Consider the following 25,239-nt stretch of genomic DNA (forward strand, 5'->3'; position numbering starts at 1 on the left):
ACCGCACGAACCGCGTAGCAGCGGGCTTGACCGCGACCGGGGTGTGATCGAGTTGCCGCAGTCCGGTCCTATCGCACCGGATCGGGGAGCGGCGCCAGCAGCGCCGCAATGTCCGCCTCGCCGAATTTGGCCAGCGCGTTCGCATCCTCGGACAGCACGCTGGCGGCGAGTGCAGCCTTCCTGTCCTGCAGCGCGAGGATGCGTTCCTCGATGCTGCCGGCGCAGATCAGCTTGAACACGAACACCGGCTTGTCCTGCCCGATGCGGTGAGCGCGGTCGGTGGCCTGGTTCTCGGCGGCCGGGTTCCACCACGGGTCGAAGTGGATCACGGTATCGGCGGTGGTGAGGTTGAGCCCCAAGCCGCCCGCCTTCAGGCTGATCAGGAACACCGGCGCGCGACCTTTCTGGAAATCCTCCACCGGGATGCGGCGATCGCGCGTGTCGCCGGTCAGGCTCACCCAGCCGATCCGCGCGCGATCGAGTTCGGCGGCGATCAGCGCCAGCATGGTGGTGAACTGCGAAAAGATCAGGATGCGCCGCCCCTCGGCGATCAGCTCGGGCAGCATGTCCATCAGCAGCTCGAGCTTGGCGCGCTCCTTCACCTTGGCGGCTGCCGGGCTCTTCAGCAGGCGCGGGTCGCAGCACACCTGCCGCAGCTTGAGCAGCGCATCGAGGATCACGATCTGGCTGCGCCCGAAGCCCCTGTCGGCGATCTCGCTGCGCACCTTCTCATCCATCGCGGCGCGCACTGTCTCGTAGAGGTCGCGCTGGCCACCCTCGAGGCCCACGGTACGCACGATCACCGTCTTTGGCGGCAGTTCGGCGGCCACGTCCTCCTTGCGCCGACGCAGGATGAAGGGCTTCAGGCGCACCGCCAGCAGGTCGCGGCGCACGGCGTCGCCGTGCTTCTCGATGGGCGTGCGCCAGGCCGCGTTGAACTGCTTCTGGGGCCCGAGGAAGCCGGGCAGCAGGAAATCGAACTGCGCCCACAGTTCGCCCAGGTGGTTCTCCAGCGGCGTGCCGGTGAGGCCCAGGCGGTGCCGCGCTCGCAACCGCCGGATGACCTGCGCGCCCTTGCTGGCGGCGTTCTTCACCGTCTGCGCCTCGTCGAGGATCAGCAGGCTCCACTCGCGCGCCTGCAGCGCTTCGGCGTCGCGCCAAAGCAGCGGGTAGGTGGTGAGTGCCACGTCCGCCCGCGCCGTTCCCGTCTCGAGTTCGCCCAGCCGGGAATGCCGATCGGCGCCGTGCAGGCTGACCACCTTCAGGTCGGGCGCGAAGCGCGCCGCCTCTGCCTGCCAGTTGAACACCAGCGAAGTCGGCAGGATCACCAGCGCGGGCAGGTCCAGACGGCCGGCCTGCTTGAGGGTGAGCAGATGGGCCAGCGTCTGCGCCGTCTTGCCCAGGCCCATGTCGTCCGCCAGGATGCCGGCCAGGTCGTGTTTCACCAGATGCTGCAGCCAGGCCAGGCCCTCGAGCTGGTAGGGACGAAGTTCGGCGCGGAAGCCTTTGGGCGCGGGCAGCGGCGCGATGCCGGCGGCGTCGCGCAGGCGCTGCGCCATCGCCGTGACGAGATCGCGACCGCGGCCGGGCAGGTCGAGGTCGGCCAGGCGCGGCGCGTCGAGCCGCGAAAGCCGCAAGCGTCCGTCCGGGCGGTCGAAGAGATCCACCAGTGCGCGCACCAGCGGCTTCAAGCGCCGCGCCGGGATGCGCAGGCGGCCGAGCTCGGCATGGTGCAGGATGACCGCCTCGCCATCGGCGATGTCGTCGAGCCGACCGGACAGCCAGCGCCCGTCCTCCGCGAACAGCGTGGCGAGCAGCGGCCCGAGCGCCACCGGCCGGCCTTCGACCTCGATGCCGGGGGAAATGGCGAGCCAGCCGCCATCGGTCTCGTCCACGTCCAGCACCAGCGCATCGACATCGGTGGCGTGGTGGCGGAAGTCGGCTGGCATGTCGATTTTCCAGCCTGCCGTCTGCAGTTCGGGCAGAACGTCTGCCATGAAGCCCACCCACTCGTCGGCGCTGGCCAGGCCCAGTGCGCCATCGGGAAGCGGCCGTTGGGCCCACTGGATCCGGCCCGGCGGCACTGGGGCGAAACCCGCCCTCGTCAGCTTCGCCTGTGCAGCGTGCTCGGCTCGTGTGTCGCGGCTCACGCGCGCGCCGCGGCCGTCGGGCAGCGTGTGGAACAGCGCTGGATCGTCGGCAGCCAGGGTCAGCGGCCCGTAACGGAAGGCGAGGGTGGCGTAATCGAACTCCGAGGTGCCATCGGGCGCGTAGCCGCGGTAATGAGTGCCGGCGACCGGCGTCGTCGCCAGCCGCAGCACCGGCACCGGGGGGCCGCCCAGTTGCAGTGCCGGTTCGGCGCCGTGCGTGGGAGAGGGCAGCTCGGGGGTGAGTTCGGCCATCGCCTTCGCCACCAGTTCTGCTTCCACCTCGGTCAAGGGCGGCAGCGAGAGCAGCCGGTGCACGCGTTCGGGTGCCGCGTCCAGCGCGAGCGGACCGGTTTCGGCGCGCGTCGTATCCACATACCAGGGCCGCAGCAGGGTCAGCACCACGTTCGCGGGCGGGTCGCAACGTACGGTGGCGGCGCGGCGTCCGTCCGCGGTGGTGAGCCAGTCGGGCCAGCCCCGCCGCGGGCCGCCGGCGCGCAGCGGCGCACCGCTGAAGTCGCCGAAGTAGGCGCGCCCGCTTTCCGCCAGCCGCTGCATCAGTTCGTCCGCGTGGCGGCCGTCGAGCGGCAGCGCCTGCAGCGGCGCGTGATGGCGCGGACGCTGCATCCACAGCAGGCGCAGGATCTCGAGGTCGCCATCGTCGATGAAGGCGGGCGGCGCCTCGAGGGCGCGCTCGAAGTTGCTCCAGAATTCGGTGTGCCGCACCTGGCCCTGCTTGTCGAAGCGCGCCTTGAAGCAGCGCACGACCGCTGGCTGAGGGGACGCCGCGAGGAGGTAGACGAGCCCATGGACGCTGCTGCGGGCCTGCGATGTTGCTGCGTCCCGGACCCCTTCCGCGCTCACCGCGCCGCGCAGCGCCTCGACCCAGGCCAGCACCTGTTCGCGCGGGCGCTCGGGGCTGGCGCGCTGGCGCAGCCAGGACAGCATCATCGCCGCGACGTGCTTGCAATTGCGCCCTACCGGGCAGGTGCAGTCCGACATCAGCCGCCACAGGCCGCCACGCCCCTCGGCGACTTCCATGTAAACGCTGTACGGCGACCGCGCAGTTCCCTTGACCAGCGCCGACACACTGAAGTCGTTGCTCGACAACTGGCTGACGCGTGCGATGTAGCCCAGGCCCTTCGCGACCTCGTTCGCGCCCAGCCATTCGACGAGGGTTTTCTGGGTGATCTGGTCGAGAGCGGACATGCGGGCGATGGAGGTCTGTAGGTTCGGCTTGTGCGGCTGGCCGCAGAGGCCCGCGCCGGATGCTGCTGGCGTGCGGCGTGCGGCGTGCGGCGTGTGGCGGCGGGGCCGAATGTTCGCATGAATGGGGCGCGGACGCATCCGACGCCAGCCGGACGTCCGGATTCCGGACGGCAATCGCGAAAACGATCGACCTGCAGCGGCGGTGGCGGTGCTGCAGTGCCGCGTAGCTGTGCCGTGAATGCTTTCGCCCAATGTCTTCCGGGAATTTTGCGCTGCACACGCGCCGATCCGGCGCCGGCCCTGCTGTCTCCGTTTGCCAGCTACCAGCCGTTGCCGCCGCGCCGGTTCGGGGCGACGATCTGCAGCCTCGCGAGCTTGCGGTAGAAGGTGGCGCGGGACATGCCCAGCTCCTGCGCCGAGCGCTTCACCTCCCACTGGTTGTGGCGCAGGGTTTCGATCATGCGCGCCCGCAGCGTCGCTTCCGTGTCCGACAGGGCGAGGGGCTGCGCGGCCTGGGGCGAGGAGTTGCGCGGCGGCGGGACTGCAAGGACAAGTTCGCGAGGCGCTGGCGCCGGTTCATGCGCTGCAGTGATCTCGGGCGGGAAATGCTCCAGCCGCAGCGCGTTGCCGTCGGCAATCGCGCAGGCGTAGCGCACCGCGTGCCTGAGCTGGCGGATGTTGCCCGGCCAGCGGTAGCGCTCCAGGGCACGCCGCGCCTCGCTGTCGAGCTGCTGGCCTTCCCTCCCCATCGCGCCGGATTCGTCGTGCAGCACGCGCTCGATCACATGGGCGATGTCGGTCCGTTCCCTGAGCGGCGGCAGCACGAACACGGCGGCATTGAGACGGTAGTAGAGGTCCTCGCGGAAGCGTCCCTCGCGCACCAGCTCCGGCAGATTCTGGTGGGTGGCGCAGATGATGTGGAGCCTGACGGGGATCGGCGTTTCGGCGCCGAGCGGAAGCACCTCGCCTTCGGCCAGCACCCGCAGCAGCCGGCACTGAAGCTGCAGGGGCATGTCGCCGATCTCGTCGAGGAACAGCGTGCCGCCGTCGGCCTGCTGGATCTTGCCGCGGGCGCCCTTGCTGCGGGCGCCGGTGAAGGCGCCGTCGCGGTAGCCGAACAGTTCGCTCTCGATCAGGCTTTCCGGGATGGCGGCGCAGTTGAGCGCGACGAAAGGCTTGTCGCGGCGCTCGGAGAAATCGTGGATCGCGCGCGCGAACGCTTCCTTGCCGGTGCCGGTCTCGCCCAGCAGCATGGCCGGGATGTCGCGGTTCGCGATCTTCAGCGCGCGCTCGACGTTGTCGCGCAGGCGCTGATCCTCGATGGCAAGATGGCCGAAACCGCGCACCGCCTTGCCCGCCGGCGGCGCCACCACAGCGGCATCGCGAGGCGCTTCGTCGATGCGGGGCGATGTGCTCCGCCTCGGCGAGGCAGGCGCGTGCAGCGTGGCGAACAGCCGCTCGCCCGAGCCTTGGACGCGCAGCGGAAAAGCCTGTCCCGCCCGCCCGTGCGCGGTGGTCAGGATGTCGTGGGCGGTGCATTCGAACAGATCGTGCACGTATTGCGGGGGCGGGCCGTCGCCGCCGAACAGCTCCTGCTTCGCGCGGCGGTTGCCGCCGGTGATGCGTCCGCGCTCATCAAAGGCGACCAGGTAGTCGGTCTGCACGCTGAGGAACTCCGCGAGCCGGCCGCACTGCAGCACCCAGTACGGGCGCAGGTTGTAGTAGGCGAAGGCGTTCTCGATCTGCTGTGCGCGTTCGATCACCATGCGAAACACCAGCAACTGGCTCTCGCGCTGGGCCGGTGCGTGCAACGCGGAGGCGTCGAGCACCGCGATGGGCTGGTCGTCGGGGCCGAAGATGGGGGCGGAACTGCAGGTGAAGGCAATGTTGTGCGAGCGGAAATGCTCGTCGCGATGGACCAGGGTCGGCTGGCCGTCGATCAGGCTGGTGCCCACGCCGCAGGTGCCTTCATATTCCTCCGACCAGCAGGTACCGGGCCGGAATCCCTGCTCGCGGAATTCGCTCTCGAACGACGGAACGGCGCGGTAATCCAGCGTGATCCCGTCCATGTCGGTCAAAAGCACGCAATAACCGGCCGGCACCACCTGCGCGTGCAGCCGGTCGATGCCTTCGCGCGAGATGCGCATGAAGGCCTCGAGCCGCTCGCGGTGCTCGCGCAGCGCCTGCGAGGTCACCACCCGCGGCGTGTTGATGCGTGCGGGGTCCACCTGGTGGGTGTTGAGCGAGCGCTGCCACGAGCGCAGCAGTCGCTGCGCGCTGGCCTCCGGCCCGAGCGGCGTTCGCTGTTCCACTACGTCGAGCACGCGGCTCACGTGTCGCGCCACGATCTGGGTCGATTGCATCGGTCTCCTCCGTTCCGGTCTCTGGTCTGCCGGAATTCCCTGGCGCACGGTCGAGCCCAACTGCCGTGCCGCGGTACTCGCTACCGTAAGTGAAGACTATGGGCGCTGGTGTGCCAAGGCAATGCGTACACGTGTCTCATGCGGGTGAGACGGGTGTCATCCATGGCCGCCTCGTCGAGGCATCTGTCCGCACCCCGCAACAGGCCGAGTGGCGTGGCAGTGCGTCGACAGGATTCAGGTTTCGGCTTGCAGTGCATTGATTTTTAATTGAAATGGCGCGCTGCGCCGGCGTGTGCCGGCGATCGGTCGCTCGCCGGGCACGACTCCTGCGTAGGTAAGGGCATTACGCCATCCTGGAGTCAACGTGGCCAGCACCGTGCAGCGCGACATCACCGTCGGCATCATCGCCAACCCGGCATCCGGGCGCGACATCCGCCGCCTCACCGCCAAGGCCTCGGTCTTTCCCACCGCCGAGAAGGCCAGCATGATCCAGCGCCTGCTGGGCCCCCTGGGGCGGCTGGGCGTGGGTCGGGTGCTGATGATGCCGGACATGACCGGCATCGCCGCGGGCGTGGTGCGCGCGGTGCAGACGCATCACGCTTCGCGCCTGCCGCCCTGGCCCAGGGTCGACTTCCTCGACTTGAAGCTCGCCGGCGACGCCTCCGACAGCGCCCGCGCTGCACGGCTGATGCATCAGGCGGGCGCGGCGCTGGTGGTGGTCCTCGGCGGGGATGGCACCCACCGCGTGGTGGCCGACGCCTGTGCCGAGCTGCCGATGGCCACCCTGTCGACCGGCACCAACAACGTTTTCCCCGATCTGCGCGAAGCCACCGTCACCGGCCTCGCCGCCGCGCTCTTCGCCACCGGGCGGGTGGCGGCCGACCAGGCGCTGAAGCGCAACAAGCGCCTGGTGGTGAGGGTGGGCGCGCGGCGCGAGATCGCCCTCGTCGATGCCTGCGTGACCCGCCTCGACCACATCGGCGCCCGCGCGGTGTGGGATCCGGCGACCATCGTCGAGCTCTACGTGAGCTTTGCCGAGCCCGACGCCATCGGCCTGTCGGCGATCGCCGCCGCGGTGGCGCCGGTGGCGCGGGATGCGCCGCAGGGCCTGCGGGTGTGCTGCGGCGCCGGCGGTCGCCCGGTGCTGGCGCCCATCGCGCCCGGCGTGCTCGCCGAACTGCCGGTGACGCTGGTGGAGCCGCTGCTGCCGGACATGGATTACCCGATTGCGGCGCTGCGCGGCTCCATCGCCCTCGACGGCGAGCGCGAGATCGAGCTCGGCGAAGCCAGCCAGGCTTCGCTGCGGCTCGACCTGCAGGGCCCGCTCACCCTCGACGTTCCCGCCACGCTGGCCGCTGCGGCGCGCGCGGGAGGCGGGCCGGGGCAGGCCGGACTGCCGTTTTCAGTCGCTGCGCCATCCACCAGCGGATGGGCGCATTCGGTCGATTCGACCACCCACCAAGGAAGGAGACAGACGTGACCAGCACGCTCAATCGCGAAGGCCTGCTCGAGGCCTACCGGACGATGCGCACCATCCGCGAGTTCGAGGAAAGGGTGCATGCCGACTTTGCCACCGGTGAGATCCCCGGCTTCGTGCACCTCTACGCCGGCGAGGAGGCTTCGGCCACCGGGGTGTGCATGCACCTCGACCGCAAGGACTACATTGCCAGCACCCACCGCGGCCACGGCCACTGCATCGCCAAGGGGGTGGATCCGGTGGGCATGATGGCCGAGATCTGGGGCAAGGCCACCGGCACTTGCAAGGGCAAGGGCGGCTCGATGCACATCGCCGATCTGTCGGTGGGCATGCTCGGCGCCAACGGCATCGTCGGCGGCGGCGGCCCGCTGATCTGCGGCACCGCGCTGGCGGGCAAGCTGCGAGGCGATCGCTCGGTGGGCGTGTGCTTCTTCGGCGACGGCGCCTCCAACCAGGGCACCATCTTCGAGGCGATGAACCTGGCTACGGTGTGGAACCTGCCGGCGATCTTCGTGGCCGAGAACAACGGCTACGCCGAAGCCACCTCCAGCAACTACTCGGTGGCCTGCGACAACATCGCCGACCGCGCCTCGGCGTTTGGCATGCCCGGCGTGATCGTCGATGGCTTCGACTTCTTCGCTGTGCATGAAGCCGCAGGCGAGGCCATCGAGCGCGCCCGCAACGGCGGCGGCCCCACCTTGCTGGAAGTGAAGGTGTCCCGCTACTACGGCCATTTCGAGGGCGACCAGCAGCGCTACCGCGCGTCGGGCGAGGTGCAGGCCCTGCGCGAAACCCGCGACTGCCTGCTGCAGTTCCGCCGCCGCGTCACCGCCAGCGGCGAGATCGCCGACGCCCAGCTCGACGCCATCGATGCCGAAGTGAAGGCGCTGATCGACGACTCGGTGGTCAGGGCCAAGGCCGACCCCAAGCCGGCCGCCGCCGAGCTGATGACCGACGTGTACGTGAGCTACTGACAGGACCGAGGAGACGACCATGGCAAGAAAGATCACTTACCAGCAGGCCATCAACGAGGCCCTGGACCAGGAGATGAGCCGCGATCCGTCCGTGATCGTGATGGGCGAGGACAACGCCGGTGGCGCCGGTGCGCCGGGCGAGGAGGATGCGTGGGGCGGCGTGCTCGGCGTCACCAAGGGGCTCTTCCACAAGCATCCGGGGCGGGTGCTCGACACCCCGATTTCGGAGTCGGGCTTCATCGGCGCCGCGGTGGGGGCGGCCTGCAACGGGCTGCGTCCGGTGGCCGAGCTGATGTTCGTGGATTTCATGGGCGTGTGCCTGGACCAGATCTTCAACCAGGCGGCCAAGTTCAAGTACATGTTCGGCGGCAAGGCGCAGACGCCGGTGGTGATCCGCACCATGTACGGCGCCGGCTTCCGTGCCGCGGCCCAGCACTCGCAGTGCCTCTACAACGTGTTCACCCACATCCCGGGCCTGAAGGTGGTGGTGCCTTCCAACCCCTACGACGCCAAGGGCCTGCTGATCCAGGCGATCCGCGACAACGACCCGGTGATCTTCATGGAGCACAAGGTGCTCTACACGATGCAGGGCGAAGTCCCCGAGGAGAGCTACACGATTCCGTTCGGCGAGGCCAACGTGCTGCGCGAAGGCGACGACGTCACCATCGTGGCCTTCGGCCGCATGGTGAATTTCGCCAGCGAAGCGGCCGCTGCGGCGCAGAAGAAGGGCGTGCATTGCGAGGTGATCGACCCGCGCACCACTTCGCCGCTCGACGAGGACACCATCCTCGAGAGCGTGGAGAAGACCGGCCGCCTGGTCGTGGTGGACGAATCCAATCCGCGCTGCAGCATGGCGAGCGACATCGCCGCTCTGGTGGCGCAGAAGGCCTTCGGCGCGCTCAAGGCACCCATCGAGCTGGTCACTGCGCCGCACGTGCCGGTGCCGTTCAGCGACGCGCTGGAGGATCTCTACGTGCCCGGCGTGGCCCGCATCGAGGCCGCCATCATGAAAGCGAAGGAGTACAAGTGATGTCGCGCATCTACACGCTCACCATGCCCAAGTGGGGCCTTTCGATGAAGGAGGGCAAGGTCAACGGCTGGCTCAGGAAGCTGGGCGATGCGGTCGCGGTCGGCGACGAGATCATCGAGGTCGAGAGCGAGAAGATCGCCGGCGGGATCGAGTCTCCGGTGGCCGGCGTGCTGCGCCGGCAACTGGCGAAGGAGGAGGACGTGCTGCCGGTGGGCGGCCTGCTCGGCGTCATCGCCGATGCCGACGTGCCCGACGCCGAGATCGACGCGGCGGTCGACGCCTTCAACGCGAGCTTCGTGCCGCCGAGCGAGGAGGGCGAGGAAGCCGGCCCCGGCACGCAGACGGTCGATGTGGGCGGGCGCCGCATCCGCTTCCTGAAGCGCGGCTCGGGCGGCGAGCCCATGGTCCTCATCCACGGCTTCGGCGGCGATCTCAACAACTGGCTCTTCAACCACGAGGCGCTGGCGGCCGGGCGCGCGGTGTATGCGCTCGACCTGCCGGGGCATGGCGAGTCGGTGAAGGAGGTGGGCGATGGCAGCCTGGACACGCTGGCCGGCGTGGTGCTCGGCTTCCTGGACAGCCAGGGCCTGCAGGCGGCCCATCTGGCGGGCCACTCGATGGGCGGCGCGGTGTCGCTCGCGATCGCCGGCAAGGCGCCGCAGCGGGTGCATTCGCTGACCCTGATCTGCAGCGCGGGGCTGGGCGAGGAGATCAACGCCGGCTACATCGAGGGCTTCGTCTCCGCCGCGGACCGGCGCACGCTCAAGCCGCTGCTGACACAGCTCTTCGCCGACGAGAGCCTGGTCACCCGTCAACTGGTGGACGACATCCTCAAGTACAAGCGGCTCGAGGGCGTGGATGCGGCGCTCGCCGCGATCTCCGCTGCGCTGTTCCACGAAGGCCGCCAGAAGACGGTGCTGGCCGACCTGCCCGAGCGGCTGGGCAAGCCGGTGCTGGCGATCTGGGGCGAGGAGGATCGCATCATCCCGGTGAAGCACGCTACCAGGGTCGCTGGCGAGGTACGCGTGGAAGTGCTGCCGGGCAAGGGGCACATGGTGCAGATGGAAGCCGCCAACGAGGTGAACCGGCTCATCGATCACTTCCTGTCCTGAAGCGGGGGCGCGGCAGGATCGAGGGGCCGGCCCCTCGCCCTGCCGCGATCTCCTGTCGCTTCGCGCCATCAGAGGAAGCCCACATGAACACGCCACAGGATTTCCCCATCGACCCGCTGCAGGTGGGCAGCCACCGCTTCCGCTCGCGCCTGCTGGTGGGCACCGGCAAGTACCGCGACTTCGCGCAGACCCGCGCCGCCGTCGAGGCGAGCGGCGCGGAGGTCGTCACGGTGGCAGTCCGCCGCACCAACATCGGCCAGGATCCGTCCGCCCCCAGCCTGCTCGACGTGCTGCCGCCGCAGCGCTTCACCCTGCTGCCCAACACCGCGGGCTGCCATACCGCCGACGATGCGGTGCGCACCCTGCGCCTTGCCCGCGAACTGCTGGACGGTCATGCGCTGGTCAAGCTGGAGGTGCTGGGCGACTCCGAGACGCTCTTTCCCAACATGCCCGAGACCCTGGCCGCGGCGGATCGCCTGGTGCGCGACGGCTTCGAGGTGATGGTGTATTGCTCGGACGATCCGGTGCAGGCGCGCATGCTTGAAGACATCGGCTGCGTCGCCATCATGCCGCTGGCCAGCCTCATCGGCTCGGGCATGGGCATCCTCAATCCGTGGAGCCTGGAGATCATCGTCGATCGTAGCCGGGTGCCGGTGATCGTGGATGCCGGAGTCGGCACCGCGTCGGACGCGGCCATCGCGATGGAGCTGGGCTGCGACGGCGTGCTGATGAACAGCGCGATTGCGATGGCCAGCGACCCGGTGCGGATGGCGGGGGCGATGGCCGCCGCGGTGCGGGCCGGCCGTGACGCTTTTCTTGCCGGGCGCATGCCCAGGCGTCGCTACGCCGGCAGCCCGAGTTCGCCGCTGGAAGGCGTGATCAGCGGCGACGCCTGATCCGGCGTGCACCACAATGAAAACGGGCCGCAGATGCGGCCCGTTTTCGTTGCGCTACCGAGCTTCGTCAGCCCGGTCGGCAGGCTCACACGTTTCGATAGACCTCGGCGCCGCTCTTCACGAATTCCACCGCCTTCACTTCCATGCCCTTCTTCAGCGCCTCGGCTTCATCCAGGCCCTGCTGGGCGGCGAAGTCGCGCACGTCCTGGGTGATCTTCATCGAGCAGAAGTGCGGGCCGCACATCGAGCAGAAGTGGGCGACCTTGGCGGAGTCCTTGGGCAGGGTCTGGTCGTGGAATTCCTTCGCCTTGTCCGGGTCGAGGCCGAGGTTGAACTGGTCTTCCCAGCGGAACTCGAAGCGCGCCTTGGAGAGCGCGTTGTCGCGGATCTGCGCGCCCGGGTGGCCCTTGGCCAGATCGGCGGCGTGGGCGGCGAGCTTGTAGGTGATGATGCCTTCCTTGACGTCCTGCTTGTTGGGCAGGCCCAGGTGCTCCTTGGGCGTCACGTAGCACAGCATCGCGGTGCCGTACCAGCCGATGGTGGCCGCGCCGATGCCGCTGGTGATGTGGTCGTAGCCCGGGGCGATGTCGGTAGTGAGCGGCCCCAGGGTGTAGAAGGGCGCTTCCTTGCACTGCTCGAGCTGCAGGTCCATGTTCTCGCGGATCATGTGCAGCGGCACATGGCCCGGACCTTCGATCATTACCTGCACGTCGTGCTTCCAGGCGATGTCGGTGAGCTCGCCCAGCGTCTTCAGCTCGCCCAGCTGCGCTTCGTCGTTGGCGTCGTAGATCGAGCCCGGGCGCAGGCCATCGCCCAGGCTGAAGGCCACGTCGTAGGCCTTCATGATCTCGCAGATGTCCTCGAAATGCGTGTAGAGGAAGCTCTCCTTGTGATGCGCCAGGCACCACTTGGCCATGATCGAGCCGCCGCGCGACACGATGCCGGTCATGCGGTTGGCGGTGAGCGGCACGTAGCGCAGCAGCACGCCGGCGTGGATGGTGAAGTAGTCCACGCCCTGCTCGGCCTGCTCGATCAGCGTGTCGCGGAAGATCTCCCAGGTCAGCGCCTCGGCCTTGCCGTCGACCTTCTCCAGCGCCTGGTAGATGGGCACCGTGCCGATCGGCACCGGGCTGTTGCGGATGATCCACTCGCGCGTCTCGTGGATGTTCTTGCCGGTCGACAGATCCATCACCGTGTCGCCGCCCCAGCGGATCGACCAGGTCATCTTGTCGACTTCCTCGGCGATCGAGGAGGTGACGGCCGAGTTGCCGATGTTGGCGTTGATCTTCACCAGGAAGTTGCGGCCGATGATCATCGGCTCGGATTCCGGGTGGTTGATGTTGTTGGGGATGATGGCGCGGCCGCGGGCCACTTCGTCGCGCACGAATTCGGGGGTGATCTCGCCCGGGATGCTGGCGCCGAAGTTCTGGCCCGGGTGCTGGCGCAGCATCATGTCGGCCATGCGCTGGCCCTTGGGGCCGGTGGCGCGCAGCGACGCGATGTACTGCTGGCGGTTCAGGTTCTCGCGGATGGCGATGTATTCCATCTCCGGCGTGATGATGCCGCGGCGGGCGTAGTGCATCTGCGTGACGTTCGCGCCCGCCTTGGCGCGGCGCGGCTTGCGGTGCAGGCCGGGAAAGCGCAGCTCGTCGAGCGCACGGTCGGCGGCGCGGGCGCGGCCGTATTCGCTGCTCAGGTCGGCCAGCACCTCGGTGTCGCCGCGCTCCTCGATCCACTGCTGGCGCAGCGCCGGCAGGCCCGAGCGGATGTCGATCTTCGCGGCCGGGTCGCTGTAGGGGCCCGAGCAGTCATAGACGAAGATCGGCGGGTTGGGCTCGGCGCCGAACGAGGCCGGGGTGTCGGACTGCGTGATCTCGCGCATCGGCACGCGGATGTCGGGGCGCGAGCCTTCGACGTGGATCTTGCGCGAATTGGGCAGCGGGGCGATTGCCGCCTCGTCCACATGTGCATTCGCAGCGATGAATTTTTCGTTGGCGTTCATGGGTTGCTGTCTCCGTGGGATCGTGTGTTTCTGTAGGGCGGGCTTCAGCCCGCCGTTAGCGGATGTCCGGTTGCGGTTCGCCGCCGTCGACGGCCGGCTGAAGCCGGCCCTACGGTGGGCCGGGCTGCGTGCGCCATAAGGCGTGGAAGTGATGCACCGGGCCGTGGCCGCTGCCGACGGCGAGTTCGCCCGAATGCGCGATGGCGCCAAGCAGCCACTGGCGGGCGTGACGCACGGCGGCTTCGACCGGCCGAAACTGGCCTTCAGCCTGCGGCAGCAGCGCGGCCACGGCGGAGCTCAACGTGCAGCCGGTGCCGTGGGTGTTCTTGGTGTCGATGCGCTGCGCCGGCAGCTCGACCATGCGGTCGCCGTCGAACAGCAGGTCGACCAGCTCGTTGCCCGGCAGGTGGCCGCCCTTGAGCAGCACCCAGCGTTCGCTTGATGTCGGCAGCAACTCGCGCAGGCGCTCGGCGGCGCGGTACATCTCCTTCACCGATTCTGGTGCGCGCTGCTCCAGCAGCACGCCGGCCTCGGGCAGGTTGGGCGTGATCAGGAAGGCCTGCGGGAACAGCGCCTCGCGCATCATCGCGATGGCGCTCCTGGCGAGCAGGCTGTCGCCGCTCTTGGCCACCATGACCGGGTCGAGCACCACGTTGCCCGCCTTCCAGTGCGCCAGGCGATCGGCGACCGCGGCGGTGACCTCGGCGCTGCCCAACATGCCGATCTTCGTCGCGTGCAGCGCGACGTCGGCGAACAGTGTGTCGATCTGCAGGCGCAGGAAGTCGGTGGGCGGCACATGCACGCCGGTGACGGCCTGGGTGTTCTGCGCGGTGAGGGCGGCAACCACGCCACAGCCGTAGGCGCCGAGCGCGGAAAAGGTCTTCAGGTCGGCGAGCACGCCGGCGCCGCCGGACGGGTCGATACCGGCGATCGACACCACATTCGGGATGCGCGGCTTGGGGCGGGGCGCTGCACCGGAAGGCGCTGCGGACGGAGAACTGGCAGGACGACTCATGAACACGTTTCCCTACGCCGGTGCGAGCCGGATCAGGTTCCAAGGGTTTTTCTCAGCCCGCACACACGGCGGGCACCCCCAACGGCAAGAGGGCACGATACTGGATGCCCCCCGGCATGGCAAGGTCGGGGGCGAGTGACCGATATCACGTTCGGGGCATTGACAGCTCAAGATTGATGCGCCGCTGCCGTCAAAATAGACGATAGCGCATTCGACCCTTGCCGATTTCACATCGCCGCCGCCCCTTGCCGCCCATTCTTCCCTCGATCCGATGAAAACCGCTCGCCTGATCGCCGCATTGCTGGCCCTGCCTGCCGCGCTGCCCGCCGGTGCCGCCGACTGGCAGATGGTGGTGCGAGACCGCAATCGCCAGGTCGAGATCGACCGCGCCAGCATCTTCAATTCCGACCGTGGCACCAAGGTGTCGTGGGCGCGGGTCGTGCTCACGGCGGAGGAGGCTGCCACGGCGGGCTACGCGACGATCAAGGCGCTCAACCGCTACGACTGCATGAACCGCAGCTTCATGACGGTGAAGCGGGTCTATCTCGACGCCAGCGAGCAGATCCTCCGCGAGGAGGCCATCGCCGAGCAGGCGCCGATGATGGTGGCGCGCAATTCGGTCGATGAGCGGCTGTGGCGCGAGGTCTGCCACCCGCCCACCGCGAAGGACCTGGAGAAGATCGCCGACGAGGCGGTGAAGGCTACCGCCGGCGCACTGGACGCGAAGAAGAGCCCCGCGTCGGCCGGGGCCAGGCCGCCTGCGCTGGCGACCCGGCCCGCGCCTGAGCCCAAGGCGGTGGTGCAGCAGAAGGCCGAGCCCATCCCCAAGGCGGATCCGGTTGCGCGCCCGGTGCCGATTCCTGCGCGCGACGTGGCCGCAGCCCAGGTGCGCAGCGGCGACATCAGGCCGGCAGAGGCGGACAAGGCGCGCGCTGCGCCCCAGGCGGCCACCCAGGGCTCCATCGTGCCGCCCTTGCCCAGGCTGGAGCTGCCGCCGCCGCCCGAAAGCGCGGGCGACGCCAGGGCCAGGGTTGCGGCTGACGTCAGGCAGCCGTCTGCCGCCGAGATGAAACCGGAGCCGAAGGTGAAGCCCGAGCCGAGCGTGAAGCCGGAACCCAAGGTTCGCGAGGCCGCTCCTGCCCGGCCTGCCGCGCTGGCGAAGGCGCCAGCTTCAGAGTCCGGGGTGCCCGCAGCGGCGGTCGAGGCGCGGCCGGCGCGCGACAGGAAGGCGCTGGATGAAGCCGCGCTTGCCGCGCTCGTGCAGCGCAGCGCGACGCCGGCGCCACGACCGACGCCGATTCGGCCCCAGCCGGATGGGCGCGTCGCCAATGCCGTGGCGTGGAGCTACGAGGGCGAGACCGGGCCGCAATACTGGGGCCGCCTGCGCCCGGAGTGGAGCGTGTGCGCCCTGGGCACGCGGCAAGCGCCGATCGAACTGCGCGATGGCGTCGGCGTCGATCTGGAGCCGGTGAAGTTCGACTATCGGCCGTCGCATTTCCGCGTTACCGACACCGGAACCACGCTGCGTGTCGAAGTGGACGAGGCGATGGGCATGGAAGTGCGCGGCCGCCGCTACCTGCTGGAGTACCTGAGCCTGCATCGTGCTGCGCAGCAGGGCGGCGCGGGTGAGGCACAGGACATGGTGGCGCAGTTCTGGCATCGCGACGCCGAAGGCAACCGCGCCATGCTCGCGGTGCCGCTGGCCGTGGGCGCGCAATCCAGCCCGGCGCTGCAGATGCTGTGGAACAACCTGCCGCTGGACAGGGGGCGCAGCTTTGCGCCGGCCGCAACGCTCGATGCAAGCACCCTGTTGCCCGCCGATCCCGCCCATTACCTGTACATCGGGTCGCTGCCGGAGCCGCCCTGCACCGAAGGCGTGCTGTGGGTGGTGATGAAGCGGCCGGTGTCGCTGTCGGCGGAGCAGCTTGCGGTGTTCACCCGCCTGTATCCGCACAACAGCCGCCCCGTCCAGCCGGGCAATGGGCGGCTGGTGCTCGAATCACGCTGAAGATGTCGCTGAAGTTGCGCTGAAGTTGCCATTGACGCGCCCGCATCGGCCGCGGGCAGCTAAAATCATGCCCTTGCGCTGAACGGCCGCGGGCAGGTGGAGATGCCCGCGCTTTCCATGGGGTGGGCGGACGGATGGCTATGCGTGACATGCGTGGGTGGGTCGTGGTCCTTGCAGTTGGCGCGGGGCTTGCCGGCTGTTCGCGGCCGCCGGAAGTGGCGCAGCCGCCGCTTTCAGTGCTGGTGCGCAGCGTTGGCGGCGCACCCGCTGCAGCGGGTGCCCAGGTCTACACTGGGGAGGTGCGCGCCCGCATCGAGACCGATCTGGGCTTTCGCGTCGGCGGCAAGATCCTGCAGCGGCGGGTGGATGTCGGCGCGCGGGTGAAGGCCGGCGAGGTGCTCGCGCAGCTCGATCCGCAGGATGCGCGCCTCGGCGCGAGTGCCGCCGCCGCTGCCGAAGCCGCCGCCGCCGCCGATCTGGCGCTGGCCGAGGACGAATTCCGGCGTGCGCGCGAGCTGCGCGCGCGCAACTTCATCAGCGAATCCGCGCTGGACGCGCGCCGCACCGCGCAGCAGGCGGCCGAGGCCAGGTTGCGGCAGGCGCGCGCGCAGGCGGCCAGCGCATCGAACCAGGCCGATTACACCCGCCTGCTGGCCGACGCCGACGGCGTGGTGACCGCTGTGCTGGCCGAGGCGGGCCAGGTCGTGGCGGCCGGCCAGGCCGTGCTGCGCGTGGCGCGGCCGGGCGAACGCGAGGTGCTGATTCATGTGCCCGAGAACCGGGTGCGCGGCTTTGCGCCCGGCGACATGGCCGAGGTGCGGCCGTGGATGGCGGCAGACAGGGTCTATGCGGCGCGGGTGCGGGAAGTTGCGCCCGCGGCCGATACTGCGACGCGGACCTATGCGCTGCGCGTGAGCGTGCCGCGCGCCGACGATGCGCTGCCACTGGGCGCCACTGCCAGCGTGGCCTTCGCCAGCGCGGACGGCGAAGGCGTGCTGCTGCCGCTGTCGGCGGTGACGCGGGCCGATGGGCAGGCGCAGGTGTGGGTGGTTGCCGCCGACGACAGCCTGCGACGGGTCGCTGTCGATGTGGGCGCGTGGCGCGAGGATGGTGCCCTGGTGCGTGGCGGCCTGCCGGCGGATGCACGAGTGGTGGTGGCCGGCGTGCAGCGCCTGGTCGAGGGGGCCAAGGTGCGGCCGGTGGAAGAGGGGGCGCCGGTGGCGCTGGACGTCAAGCGATGAGCCATCATCGCAAGGGCGTCGGCAGCCGCTTCAACCTGTCCGAATGGGGGCTGGCGCATCGCTCGCTGGTGCTCTACCTGCTCTTCGTGTCCACCCTGATCGGGCTCGTCGCCTATACGCGCCTGGGGCAGTCGGAAGATCCGCCTTTCACCTTCAAGATCATGGTCGTGCGCGCGGAATGGCCGGGCGCCACCGCGCACGAGGTGGAGCAGCAGGTCACCGACAAGATCGAGCGCAAGCTGCAGGAGATTCCCCAGCTCGACGTGGTGCGCAGCTTTTCGCGGCCGGGCGAAGCCATGGTATTCGTCATCACGCGCGACTCGACGTCGGCGCGAGAGATTCCCGACGTGTGGTACCAGGCGCGCAAGAAGATCGGCGACATCGCCTACACGCTCCCTGCGGGCGTGCGCGGCCCCTTCTTCAACGACGAGTTCGGCGACACCTACGGCAACATCTTCGCGCTCGTCGGCGAGGGTGTGTCGCACGCGGAGCTCAAGCGCCATGCGGAGGCGATCCGCAGTGAGCTGCTGCGGGTGCAGGACGTCGCCAAGGTCAGCTTCTTCGGCGAGCAGGCGCAGCGGGTCTACATCGAACTCTCCAACACCAAGCTCGCCACCTTCGGCCTGCAGCTCGGCGACATCGTCACCGCGCTGTCGGCGCAGAACGCCGAGACCGGCGCCGGCTTCTTCGAGACCGCTGCCGAGCGCATCTGGCTGCGCCCGAGCGGGCAGTTCGAGGATCTGGACGCGATCCGCGCCACCGTCATCCGCGCCAAGGGGCGCGAATTCCGTCTGGGCGACATCGCCGAGGTGCGGCGCGGCTACGTCGACCCGCCCACCGAGCGCATGCGCTTCATGGGCCAGGACGCCTTCGGCATCGGCGTGTCGATGCGCGCTGGCGGCGACATCGTGGCGCTGGGCGACAACCTCGATGCCGCAGTCGTCCGCATCGAGCGCCAATTGCCTGCCGGCATTCGCCTGGAGCGCGTCGCCGACCAGCCGCACGCGGTGAGCCGCTCGGTGAGCGAGTTCGTGCGCGTGCTGGCCGAGGCGGTGATCATCGTCATGGCCGTGAGCCTGCTGTCGCTCGGCTTCCGCACCGGCGTGGTGGTGCTGATCGTGATCCCGGTGGTGCTGGCGATCACCTTCCTGTTCATGCATCTGCTGGGCATTGGCCTGCACAAGATCTCGCTCGGCGCGCTGATCCTGGCGCTCGGCCTGCTGGTGGACGACGCCATCATCGCTGTCGAGATGATGGCGACCAAGATGGAGGAGGGCTGGAGCCGCGTGCGCGCGGCGAGCTTCGCGTGGACCTCGACCGCCATGCCGATGCTGTCGGGCACGCTGGTCACCGCCGCGGGCTTCCTGCCGATCGCCACCGCGGCCTCGTCCACCGGCGAATACACGCGCTCGATCTTCCAGGTGACGGTGATCGCGCTGCTGGTGTCGTGGGTCGCGGCGGTGCTGTTCGTGCCCTACCTCGGCTATTACCTGCTGCCCGATTTCCGCGCCGATGCAGGCAAGCCGTCGCGGCTGGCGGGGCTGGTCGGCCGCGTCTTCCCGGCGCTGGGGCGGCGCATGGCCGAACGTGCGCTGCATGCGCAGGACCCGCACGACGAATACGCCATCTACCACACGCCCTTCTACACGCGCTTTCGCGCAGTGGTGAGTGCCTGCGTGACGCATCGCTGGATGGTCATCGCGCTGACGCTGGCCGCCTTTGCCGCCTCGCTGGTGGTGTTCGGGCGCTTCGTTCCGCAGCAGTTCTTTCCCGACTCCACCCGACCCGAGCTGATCGTTGATCTGCGCCTGGCCGAAGGCGCCTCGCACCAGGCCACCGAGGACGGCGTGCGCCGCCTGGAAGGCTTCCTCGACAAGCAGGACGGCATCGCCAATTACGTGGCCTGGCTGGGAACCGGCAGCCCGCGCTTCTACCTGCCGCTGGACCAGCAACTGGCGCAGACCAGCTTTGCCCAGTTCGTCGTCCTCACCAACGGCGTCGCCGAGCGCGAGGCGCTGCGCGCGAAGCTGATCCGCATGTTCGATGACGAGCCCTGGCCGCTGATGGGGACGGTGCTGCGGCTGGAGAACGGTCCGCCGGTCGGCTTCCCGGTGCAGTACCGCGTCAGCGGACCCGATCTGGGCGAACTGCGTCGCATCGCACACCAGGTCGCCGACGTCATGCGCGGCGACGCCCGGCTGTCCAACGTGCATCTGGACTGGGAGGAGCCGTCCAAGACGGTGCGGCTGAAGGTCGACCAGCACAAGGCGCGGCTGCTCGGCGTCTCCAGCCAGGACATCGCCAACCTGCTCGCCACCTCGCTGCAGGGCGTCACCGTGACGCAGTTCCGCGAGGGCACCGAGACGATCTCGGTGGTGCTGCGCGGCGCCACGTCGGAGCGCGTGCACCTCGGCCTGCTGCCCGATCTCGCGCTGCCGGTGGCGGGCGGGCGCAGCGTGCCGCTGGCGCAGGTCGCCACCGCCGAATACGGCTTCGAGGAAGGCGTGATCTGGCGCCGCAACCGCCTGCCGACGGTGACGGTGCGCGCCACGCTGTACGGTTCGACGCAGCCGGCCGTGCTCGTCGCCCAGCTCGCCCCGCCCATGAAGTCGATCGAGGACGCCTTGCCGCTGGGCTACCGCCTGGGAGTGGGCGGTGCGGTGGAGGAGAGCGCCAAGGGCGGCAGCTCGGTGGCCGCAGGCGTGCCGCTGTTCGTGCTGGTGGTGGTGACCGTGCTGCTGCTGCAACTGCAGAGCTTCTCGCGCACGCTGATGGTGTTGCTGACCGCGCCGCTGGGCATGATCGGCGTCACGCTCTTCCTGCTGGCCTTCAACAAGCCCTTCGGTTTCGTCGCCATGCTCGGCACCATCGCGCTGTCGGGCATGATCATGCGCAACTCGGTGATCCTGGTGGACCAGATCGAGCAGGACCTCGAAGCCGGCCGCACGCCGTGGGAGGCGATCATCGAATCCACCGTGCGCCGCTTCCGGCCCATCATGCTGACCGCCGCGGCCGCGATCCTGGCGATGATCCCGCTGTCGCGCAGCGCCTTCTTCGGGCCGATGGCCGTCGCCATCATGGGCGGGCTCACCGTCGCCACCGCGCTGACCATGCTCTTCCTGCCCGCGCTGTATGCGGCGTGGTACCGGGTGAAGCCCTCGGACCGCGCGCTCGGCAGGGATCGCACCGCAGCAACTGCGCTAGAATGACGTGATTTTGTCTGTGGACGACGCTTTATAAATAAGCGTGTGCTAATATTTCGCCAGGGAGTGCCCGATGAACTTCGAGAAAGCGCGTTTCAACATGGTCGAACAGCAGATCCGCCCCTGGGAGGTGCTGGATCCGGACGTGCTCGATCTCCTGATGACGGTGAAGCGTGAGGAGTTCGTGCCCGAGAACGCGCGCGCCCTGGCATTCGCCGACGTCGAGATCCCCATCGGCCGCGGTCAGGTCATGCTCAAGCCGGTGATCGAGGGCAAGATCCTGCAGGCCCTGCAACTCAACCGCGCCGATTCCGTGCTCGAGATCGGCACCGGCTCCGGCTTCTTCGCCGCGCTGCTGGCGGCGCGGACCGAGTGGGTCCGCTCGATCGAGATCGAGCCCGAGCTGGTGCGCTTCGCGTGCGCCAACCTGTCGCGCAACAAGGTCGAGAACGTCATCGTCGAGGAAGGCGATGGTGCGCAGGGCTGGATCGGCCGTGCGCCTTACGACGTGATCGTCATTTCCGGTGGCCTGCCCTTCCTGCCGCAGGCCTTCCTCGAGCAGCTCAAGGTTGGCGGGCGCCTGTTCGCCTTCGTCGGCGAGGCACCGGTGATGAAGGCGCGGCTGGTTACCTGCGAGGCCGAGGGCCGCTTCCGTACCGAAGACATTTTCGAGACCGTCGTGCCGATGCTGCAGCATGCGGCGCGGCGCGAGACTTTCCGCTTCTGAGGATCCATGCAACAGATCAGCCCCGCCCAACTTGCCGCCTGGCTCGCCGACGAGCAGAGGCCTGTGCCGCTGCTGCTCGACGTGCGTGAGCCGTGGGAGTTCGAGTTCTGCCACATCGAGGGCTCGGTGCCGATGCCGATGGCCTCGGTGCCGGCACGCATCGGCGAGCTCGACCCCGATCGCGAGACGGTGGTGATCTGCCACCACGGCGGGCGCAGCGCGCAGGTCTGCATGTTCCTCGCGCGCCAGGGTCATGCCAGGGTGATCAACCTGGCGGGCGGTGTCGCCGGCTGGGCTGCGCAGGTCGATCCGCGCATGCCGCAGTACTGAGTTCCGGGGCCGTCCGTCCGGTTGCGTCCCGATGCGGGTCTTTGCGGAGAAGCTGTGATGAAGCGAGCGTTGTTGGTGTGCCTGGCCGGTCTGTTTTCCACGGGTGCCCTGGCGGCCGATCTGTTGCAGGTCTATCGCGACGCGCTCGCCAATGATGCGAAGTTCGCCGCCGCGCGCGCGCAGCGTGAGGCCGGGCAGGAAAAAGTCGTGCAGGGCCTCTCCGGCCTGCTGCCGCAGATCGGCGCCGCCGCCAGCACCAACTGGAACCAGGCCAATGCACGCACCAGCCTGGGCAGCTTCGACCGCGACTACAACAGCAACGGCTATTCGGTCCAACTGACCCAGCCCCTGTTCCGCTGGCAGAACTGGGTGCAGTACAAGCAGGGCGAGCTGCAGACGGCGCTGGCCGACAGCCAGTTCGGCCTTGCCCGGCAGGACCTCGTGCTGCGCGTGGCCGACGCCTACTTCAACGTACTGAACGCGCAGGATGCGTTGGCCGCGGTCACGCAACTGCGCACCGCCGCGGGCGAGCAGCTCCAGCTTGCCAAGACCAGCTTCGAAGTCGGCACCGTCACCATCACCGACGTGCACGAGGCGCAGTCACGTTTCGACTTGGCATCGGCGCAGGAGATCGCCGCGCAGAACCAGCTCGAGGTCGCGCGCCAGACGCTGGCGCAGATCATCGGCAAGCAGCCCGACGCACTCGCCGGCCTGCGCCCCGGCGTGGAGCTGCAGCGGCCGCAGCCCGACAACATCGCCGACTGGGTGAGCGCAGCCGAGGCTGGCAGCCTCGGGGTGCAGTCGCAACAGCTCGCGCGCGAGATCGCCGCGCGCGAAGTGGAGCGCGCCCAGGCGGGCCATCTGCCCACGGTCGACGTCGTCGCTTCGTACGGGCTGAATCGCCGCCCGGCGATCACCACCGACCGCTCCGAGGCCACCACCATCGGCCTGCAGCTCAACGTGCCGCTGTATTCCGGCGGCCGTACCTCTTCGCTTACCCGCGAAGCCGCGGCGCTGCGCCTGAAGGCGGATTCCGACCTCGAAGACGCTCGCCGCAGCGCCGCGCTCGCCGCCCGGCAGTCATGGCTGGGCGTGACCAGCGGGCTGGCGCAGGTCAAGGCGCTGGAGGCGGCCAGGGTGTCGTCGACGTCCTCGCTCGAAGCCAACAAGCTCGGCTACGAAGTCGGCGTGCGCATCAACATCGACGTGCTCAACGCGCAGAGCCAGCTCGCCGATACCCAGCAGAAGCTGGCGCGCGCGCGCTACGACACGCTGCTCGCGCAACTGCGCCTGAAGGCCGCCGCCGGCACGCTCGGCGAGGACGACGTGCAGGCCATCAACGCCTTGCTGACGACCGCGCCGGCACGCTGATCCGGATCGCCGAAGCGATCGCGGTCAAGCCCGCTCCTACGCACCCCCGATACAGGCTCGACTCTGCTGCGGCGCTGCAAGGCCGACGTGGCTATGACCGCAGCAAGGCGCCGTTTCGTGCCTTGCGTCAGCCGGCCGGCTTCAGCCGCTCCAGCAACTCGATGGAGCGCTGCGTCGCGCCCCGATGCGCTTCGGCAAACTTGCGCCCGGCGGTCGCCATCGCGCCGCGCGCTTCGGCATCGCGCAACAGCGCCAGGGCTTGTGTGACCCCGTCCTCGATGTCTCCGGCGCGCCGCGCTGCGCCGGCGGCGATGGCCTGCTCCGCGACCATCTGGAAATTGAAGGTGTGCGGCCCCACGACCACCGGTGTGCCCACCGCGCAGGCCTCGATCAGGTTCTGCCCGCCCAGCGGCAGCCAGCTTCCGCCGATCAGCGCGGCATCAGCGGCGGCGTAGTAGGCGAACATCTCGCCCATCGAGTCGCCCAGCCACACGCGCGTGGCGGCCTCGACCGGCGATTCGTCCGAGCGCCGCTGCAGCGCCAGGCCGCGTGTGCGCACCAGCTCCGCCACTTCATCGAAACGCTGCGGATGGCGCGGCACCAGCGCGAGCAGCACATCCGGCGGCGCGAGGCGGGCGAAGGCGTCCAGCAGCGGGCCTTCCTCGCCTTCGCGCGTGCTGGCGGCGAGCAGCACTGGGCGCGAGCCGAAGCGCTCGCGAAAGCGGGCGGCCAGCGCCTGCGCTGCAAGTGGCGGGGCGATGTCGAACTTGATGTTGCCAGTGATGCTCACCCGTTCCGCGCCCAGCCCCGACAGCCTCGCCGCGTCGGCCGCCGTCTGCGCGCCGATCGCCGCCAGCGCCTTCATTGTCAGGCCGGTGAGCGCCGGCAGGCGCGCGTAGCGGCGTGCGGAACGCTCCGACAGGCGTGCGTTGGCCAGCATCACCGGGATCTTGCGCCTGCGGCACGCGGCCAGCAGGTTGGGCCACAGTTCGGTTTCCATGATCACGCCGAAGGCCGGGCGGAAATGGCGCAGAAAGCGGCGCACCAGGCAATTCACGTCGTAGGGCAGATACACGCGCAACACGCGCGATTCGCTGCCGAACAGCGCCTTCGAGGTCTCGCGCCCGGTGGGCGTCATATGCGTCATCACCACCGAATGCTCCGGCCAGCGCTCGAGCAGTGCGCGCACCAGCGGCTCGGCCGCCCGCGTCTCGCCCACCGACACCGCATGCACCCAGATCACCCGGCCCGGCGCGCGCACGCGATAGCGGCCGAGGCGTTCGCCCACATGTTTCAGGTAGGCGGGTTGCCGCCGCGCCCGCCATACCAGGCGCAACAGCGCCAGCGGCAGGACGAGGAGCCACAGCAGGGAGTAGGGCAGGCGGGTCAGCATTGGAAGTTGCGCAGGCTCGGCCCGATGAGGTCGCGAGCCCTTGCCGGATTTTCAGCCTTCTGACGCATGACGGCAGCGGACGTTGTGAGTCGCGCATGCTACGGCAAGTACGCCGTCCAGCGTCACCACCACCAGGCCCAGCCGTCGGGCAAGCGCGAGGTGAAGGGCGTCGGGGGTGCGCAGGCCGGGCGCCGGCGTGGTTTCGCAAAGTCGTGCCGCCTCGGCGAAGTCTTCTCGCAAGACATCCACCACCGTCAGCATCGACGCGGTGAACTGCTGGAACAGTTCGCGGGCGCGTGCTGCTGTCGTTGCATCCGTTTGTCCGCTCCTGAGCTTGAAGGCCGTTGCGCTCGCAAACTCCGCGAGGGTCCAGTGGCTGATCCATCTGTCGGAGGCGAGAGCGACTTCGCCCTGCGCCAGCGCGGTGCCCGGCTCGCGAAAGAACAGCGGCACCAGAACGGAGGTATCGAGGTAATGCGGCATCACCAGGCGTCGCTTTCGCGCATGGCGCGCACGGTGTCCTGCGTCGAATCCGGCTGGCTGTCGACGAACTGCTTCAGCGCCTCGAAATCGAATGGCGCGCCTGCGATCGCCGCCGCGCGCTCGGGCACCAGCCTGGCGATGGGCCGGCCGCGACGCGTAATGACCACTTCGTCACCGGACTCCACTTGCGACAGCAATTCGGACAGGTGCGCCTTGGCGTCGGCGACGGACATTGCCTGCATGGAGGGCTCCTGGCGA

18 protein-coding genes and 1 riboswitch are annotated in these 25,239 nt (G+C 69.2%); of the genes, 11 read left to right on the top strand and 7 right to left on the bottom strand.

From position 1 onward, the window contains the following. Window positions 1-68: 68 nt before the first annotated feature. Together GH664_RS02160 and GH664_RS02165 are read right to left on the bottom strand one after the other, a co-directional pair. Window positions 69-3,356 carry a DEAD/DEAH box helicase gene (locus tag GH664_RS02160; protein ID WP_153166517.1) on the bottom strand — a complete coding sequence of 1,096 codons (3,288 nt, stop codon included), beginning with the start codon at window positions 3,354-3,356 and terminating at the stop codon, window positions 69-71. Window positions 3,357-3,676: 320 nt separating this feature from the next. Then, window positions 3,677-5,719 carry a sigma-54-dependent Fis family transcriptional regulator gene (locus GH664_RS02165; RefSeq protein ID WP_153166518.1) on the bottom strand — a complete coding sequence of 681 codons (2,043 nt, stop codon included), beginning with the start codon at window positions 5,717-5,719 and terminating at the stop codon, window positions 3,677-3,679. Window positions 5,720-6,083: 364 nt separating this feature from the next. On the opposite strand from GH664_RS02165, the gene GH664_RS02170 reads away from it, so the two are divergent. The 5 genes from GH664_RS02170 (at window position 6,084) to GH664_RS02190 (ending at window position 11,208) form a co-directional block, all read left to right on the top strand. Beyond that, the gene (locus GH664_RS02170; protein ID WP_228111346.1) at window positions 6,084-7,199 is read left to right on the top strand and encodes an ATP-NAD kinase family protein; all 1,116 of its coding nucleotides are present in this window, start codon (window positions 6,084-6,086) and stop codon (window positions 7,197-7,199) included. Then, window positions 7,196-8,170 (top strand): thiamine pyrophosphate-dependent dehydrogenase E1 component subunit alpha, encoded by a 975-nt coding sequence (locus tag GH664_RS02175; RefSeq protein WP_269468947.1) that lies wholly within the window; start codon window positions 7,196-7,198, stop codon window positions 8,168-8,170. Before GH664_RS02170 ends, GH664_RS02175 begins: the two co-directional genes overlap by 4 nt. A 19-nt stretch (window positions 8,171-8,189) precedes the next feature. Then, window positions 8,190-9,200: an alpha-ketoacid dehydrogenase subunit beta gene (locus GH664_RS02180; RefSeq protein WP_153166520.1), complete on the top strand. Its 1,011-nt coding sequence runs from the start codon at window positions 8,190-8,192 to the stop codon at window positions 9,198-9,200. Further along, window positions 9,200-10,312: an acetoin dehydrogenase dihydrolipoyllysine-residue acetyltransferase subunit gene (locus GH664_RS02185; RefSeq protein ID WP_153166521.1), complete on the top strand. Its 1,113-nt coding sequence runs from the start codon at window positions 9,200-9,202 to the stop codon at window positions 10,310-10,312. The genes GH664_RS02180 and GH664_RS02185 overlap by 1 nt, the downstream gene beginning before the upstream one ends. A gap of 83 nt (window positions 10,313-10,395) precedes the next feature. Continuing rightward, window positions 10,396-11,208 carry a thiazole synthase gene (locus GH664_RS02190; RefSeq protein WP_153166522.1) on the top strand — a complete coding sequence of 271 codons (813 nt, stop codon included), beginning with the start codon at window positions 10,396-10,398 and terminating at the stop codon, window positions 11,206-11,208. 85 nt (window positions 11,209-11,293) lie between these two features. On the opposite strand, the gene thiC is transcribed toward GH664_RS02190, so the two are convergent. Next, the gene (gene thiC / locus GH664_RS02195) at window positions 11,294-13,210 is read right to left on the bottom strand and encodes a phosphomethylpyrimidine synthase ThiC (protein ID WP_153166523.1); all 1,917 of its coding nucleotides are present in this window, start codon (window positions 13,208-13,210) and stop codon (window positions 11,294-11,296) included. 109 nt (window positions 13,211-13,319) lie between these two features. Then, a complete protein-coding gene (gene thiD, locus GH664_RS02200) occupies window positions 13,320-14,150 on the bottom strand; it encodes a bifunctional hydroxymethylpyrimidine kinase/phosphomethylpyrimidine kinase (RefSeq protein ID WP_194270317.1) in 831 nt (276 codons plus the stop codon). A 67-nt stretch (window positions 14,151-14,217) separates the two neighbouring features. Then, window positions 14,218-14,315, bottom strand: a riboswitch (TPP riboswitch). Between the two features lie 181 nt (window positions 14,316-14,496). On the opposite strand from thiD, the gene GH664_RS02205 reads away from it, so the two are divergent. The 6 genes from GH664_RS02205 (at window position 14,497) to GH664_RS02230 (ending at window position 23,105) form a co-directional block, all read left to right on the top strand. Continuing rightward, on the top strand, window positions 14,497-16,233 hold the full coding sequence (locus tag GH664_RS02205; protein ID WP_153166525.1) for a surface-adhesin E family protein: 1,737 nt from the start codon (window positions 14,497-14,499) through the stop codon (window positions 16,231-16,233). A gap of 149 nt (window positions 16,234-16,382) precedes the next feature. Continuing rightward, window positions 16,383-17,474 (top strand): efflux RND transporter periplasmic adaptor subunit, encoded by a 1,092-nt coding sequence (locus GH664_RS02210; RefSeq protein ID WP_153166526.1) that lies wholly within the window; start codon window positions 16,383-16,385, stop codon window positions 17,472-17,474. Continuing rightward, window positions 17,471-20,683, top strand: coding sequence for an efflux RND transporter permease subunit (locus GH664_RS02215; protein WP_153166527.1), 3,213 nt, complete (start codon window positions 17,471-17,473; stop codon window positions 20,681-20,683). The genes GH664_RS02210 and GH664_RS02215 overlap by 4 nt, the downstream gene beginning before the upstream one ends. Window positions 20,684-20,750: 67 nt before the next feature. After that, window positions 20,751-21,404 (top strand): protein-L-isoaspartate O-methyltransferase, encoded by a 654-nt coding sequence (locus GH664_RS02220; protein ID WP_153166528.1) that lies wholly within the window; start codon window positions 20,751-20,753, stop codon window positions 21,402-21,404. Window positions 21,405-21,410: 6 nt separating this feature from the next. Next, entirely contained in the window at window positions 21,411-21,734 is a 324-nt protein-coding gene (locus GH664_RS02225; RefSeq protein WP_153166529.1) for a rhodanese-like domain-containing protein, read from the top strand. Between the two features lie 57 nt (window positions 21,735-21,791). After that, a complete protein-coding gene (locus tag GH664_RS02230) occupies window positions 21,792-23,105 on the top strand; it encodes a TolC family outer membrane protein (protein ID WP_153166530.1) in 1,314 nt (437 codons plus the stop codon). A gap of 127 nt (window positions 23,106-23,232) precedes the next feature. On the opposite strand, the gene waaA is transcribed toward GH664_RS02230, so the two are convergent. Genes waaA through GH664_RS02245 form a run of 3 tightly spaced genes read right to left on the bottom strand, consistent with a single transcriptional unit; the run spans window position 23,233 to window position 25,223 of the window. Beyond that, complete coding sequence (waaA, locus tag GH664_RS02235) at window positions 23,233-24,498, bottom strand: lipid IV(A) 3-deoxy-D-manno-octulosonic acid transferase (RefSeq protein ID WP_153166531.1); 1,266 nt, start codon at window positions 24,496-24,498, stop codon at window positions 23,233-23,235. Between the two features lie 51 nt (window positions 24,499-24,549). Further along, window positions 24,550-24,981 (bottom strand): type II toxin-antitoxin system VapC family toxin, encoded by a 432-nt coding sequence (locus GH664_RS02240; protein WP_153166532.1) that lies wholly within the window; start codon window positions 24,979-24,981, stop codon window positions 24,550-24,552. After that, window positions 24,981-25,223, bottom strand: a complete 243-nt coding sequence (locus tag GH664_RS02245) for a type II toxin-antitoxin system Phd/YefM family antitoxin (protein WP_153166533.1) — start codon at window positions 25,221-25,223, stop codon at window positions 24,981-24,983. The genes GH664_RS02240 and GH664_RS02245 overlap by 1 nt, the downstream gene beginning before the upstream one ends. Between the last annotated feature and the right edge of the window lie 16 nt (window positions 25,224-25,239).

This window comes from Thauera sp. 2A1, from assembly GCF_009469595.2.
Taxonomy (GTDB): Bacteria; Pseudomonadota; Gammaproteobacteria; order Burkholderiales; family Rhodocyclaceae; genus Thauera.

Coding starts and splice junctions, on each gene's coding strand:
- GH664_RS02160 (WP_153166517.1), bottom strand. CDS start 3,356: ATGTCCGCTCTCGACCAGATCACCCAGAAAACCCTCGTCGAATGGCTG.
- GH664_RS02165 (WP_153166518.1), bottom strand. CDS start 5,719: ATGCAATCGACCCAGATCGTGGCGCGACACGTGAGCCGCGTGCTCGAC.
- GH664_RS02180 (WP_153166520.1), top strand. CDS start 8,190: ATGGCAAGAAAGATCACTTACCAGCAGGCCATCAACGAGGCCCTGGAC.
- GH664_RS02185 (WP_153166521.1), top strand. CDS start 9,200: ATGTCGCGCATCTACACGCTCACCATGCCCAAGTGGGGCCTTTCGATG.
- GH664_RS02190 (WP_153166522.1), top strand. CDS start 10,396: ATGAACACGCCACAGGATTTCCCCATCGACCCGCTGCAGGTGGGCAGC.
- thiC (WP_153166523.1), bottom strand. CDS start 13,210: ATGAACGCCAACGAAAAATTCATCGCTGCGAATGCACATGTGGACGAG.
- GH664_RS02205 (WP_153166525.1), top strand. CDS start 14,497: ATGAAAACCGCTCGCCTGATCGCCGCATTGCTGGCCCTGCCTGCCGCG.
- GH664_RS02210 (WP_153166526.1), top strand. CDS start 16,383: ATGCGTGGGTGGGTCGTGGTCCTTGCAGTTGGCGCGGGGCTTGCCGGC.
- GH664_RS02215 (WP_153166527.1), top strand. CDS start 17,471: ATGAGCCATCATCGCAAGGGCGTCGGCAGCCGCTTCAACCTGTCCGAA.
- GH664_RS02220 (WP_153166528.1), top strand. CDS start 20,751: ATGAACTTCGAGAAAGCGCGTTTCAACATGGTCGAACAGCAGATCCGC.
- GH664_RS02225 (WP_153166529.1), top strand. CDS start 21,411: ATGCAACAGATCAGCCCCGCCCAACTTGCCGCCTGGCTCGCCGACGAG.
- GH664_RS02230 (WP_153166530.1), top strand. CDS start 21,792: ATGAAGCGAGCGTTGTTGGTGTGCCTGGCCGGTCTGTTTTCCACGGGT.
- waaA (WP_153166531.1), bottom strand. CDS start 24,498: ATGCTGACCCGCCTGCCCTACTCCCTGCTGTGGCTCCTCGTCCTGCCG.
- GH664_RS02240 (WP_153166532.1), bottom strand. CDS start 24,981: ATGCCGCATTACCTCGATACCTCCGTTCTGGTGCCGCTGTTCTTTCGC.
- GH664_RS02245 (WP_153166533.1), bottom strand. CDS start 25,223: ATGCAGGCAATGTCCGTCGCCGACGCCAAGGCGCACCTGTCCGAATTG.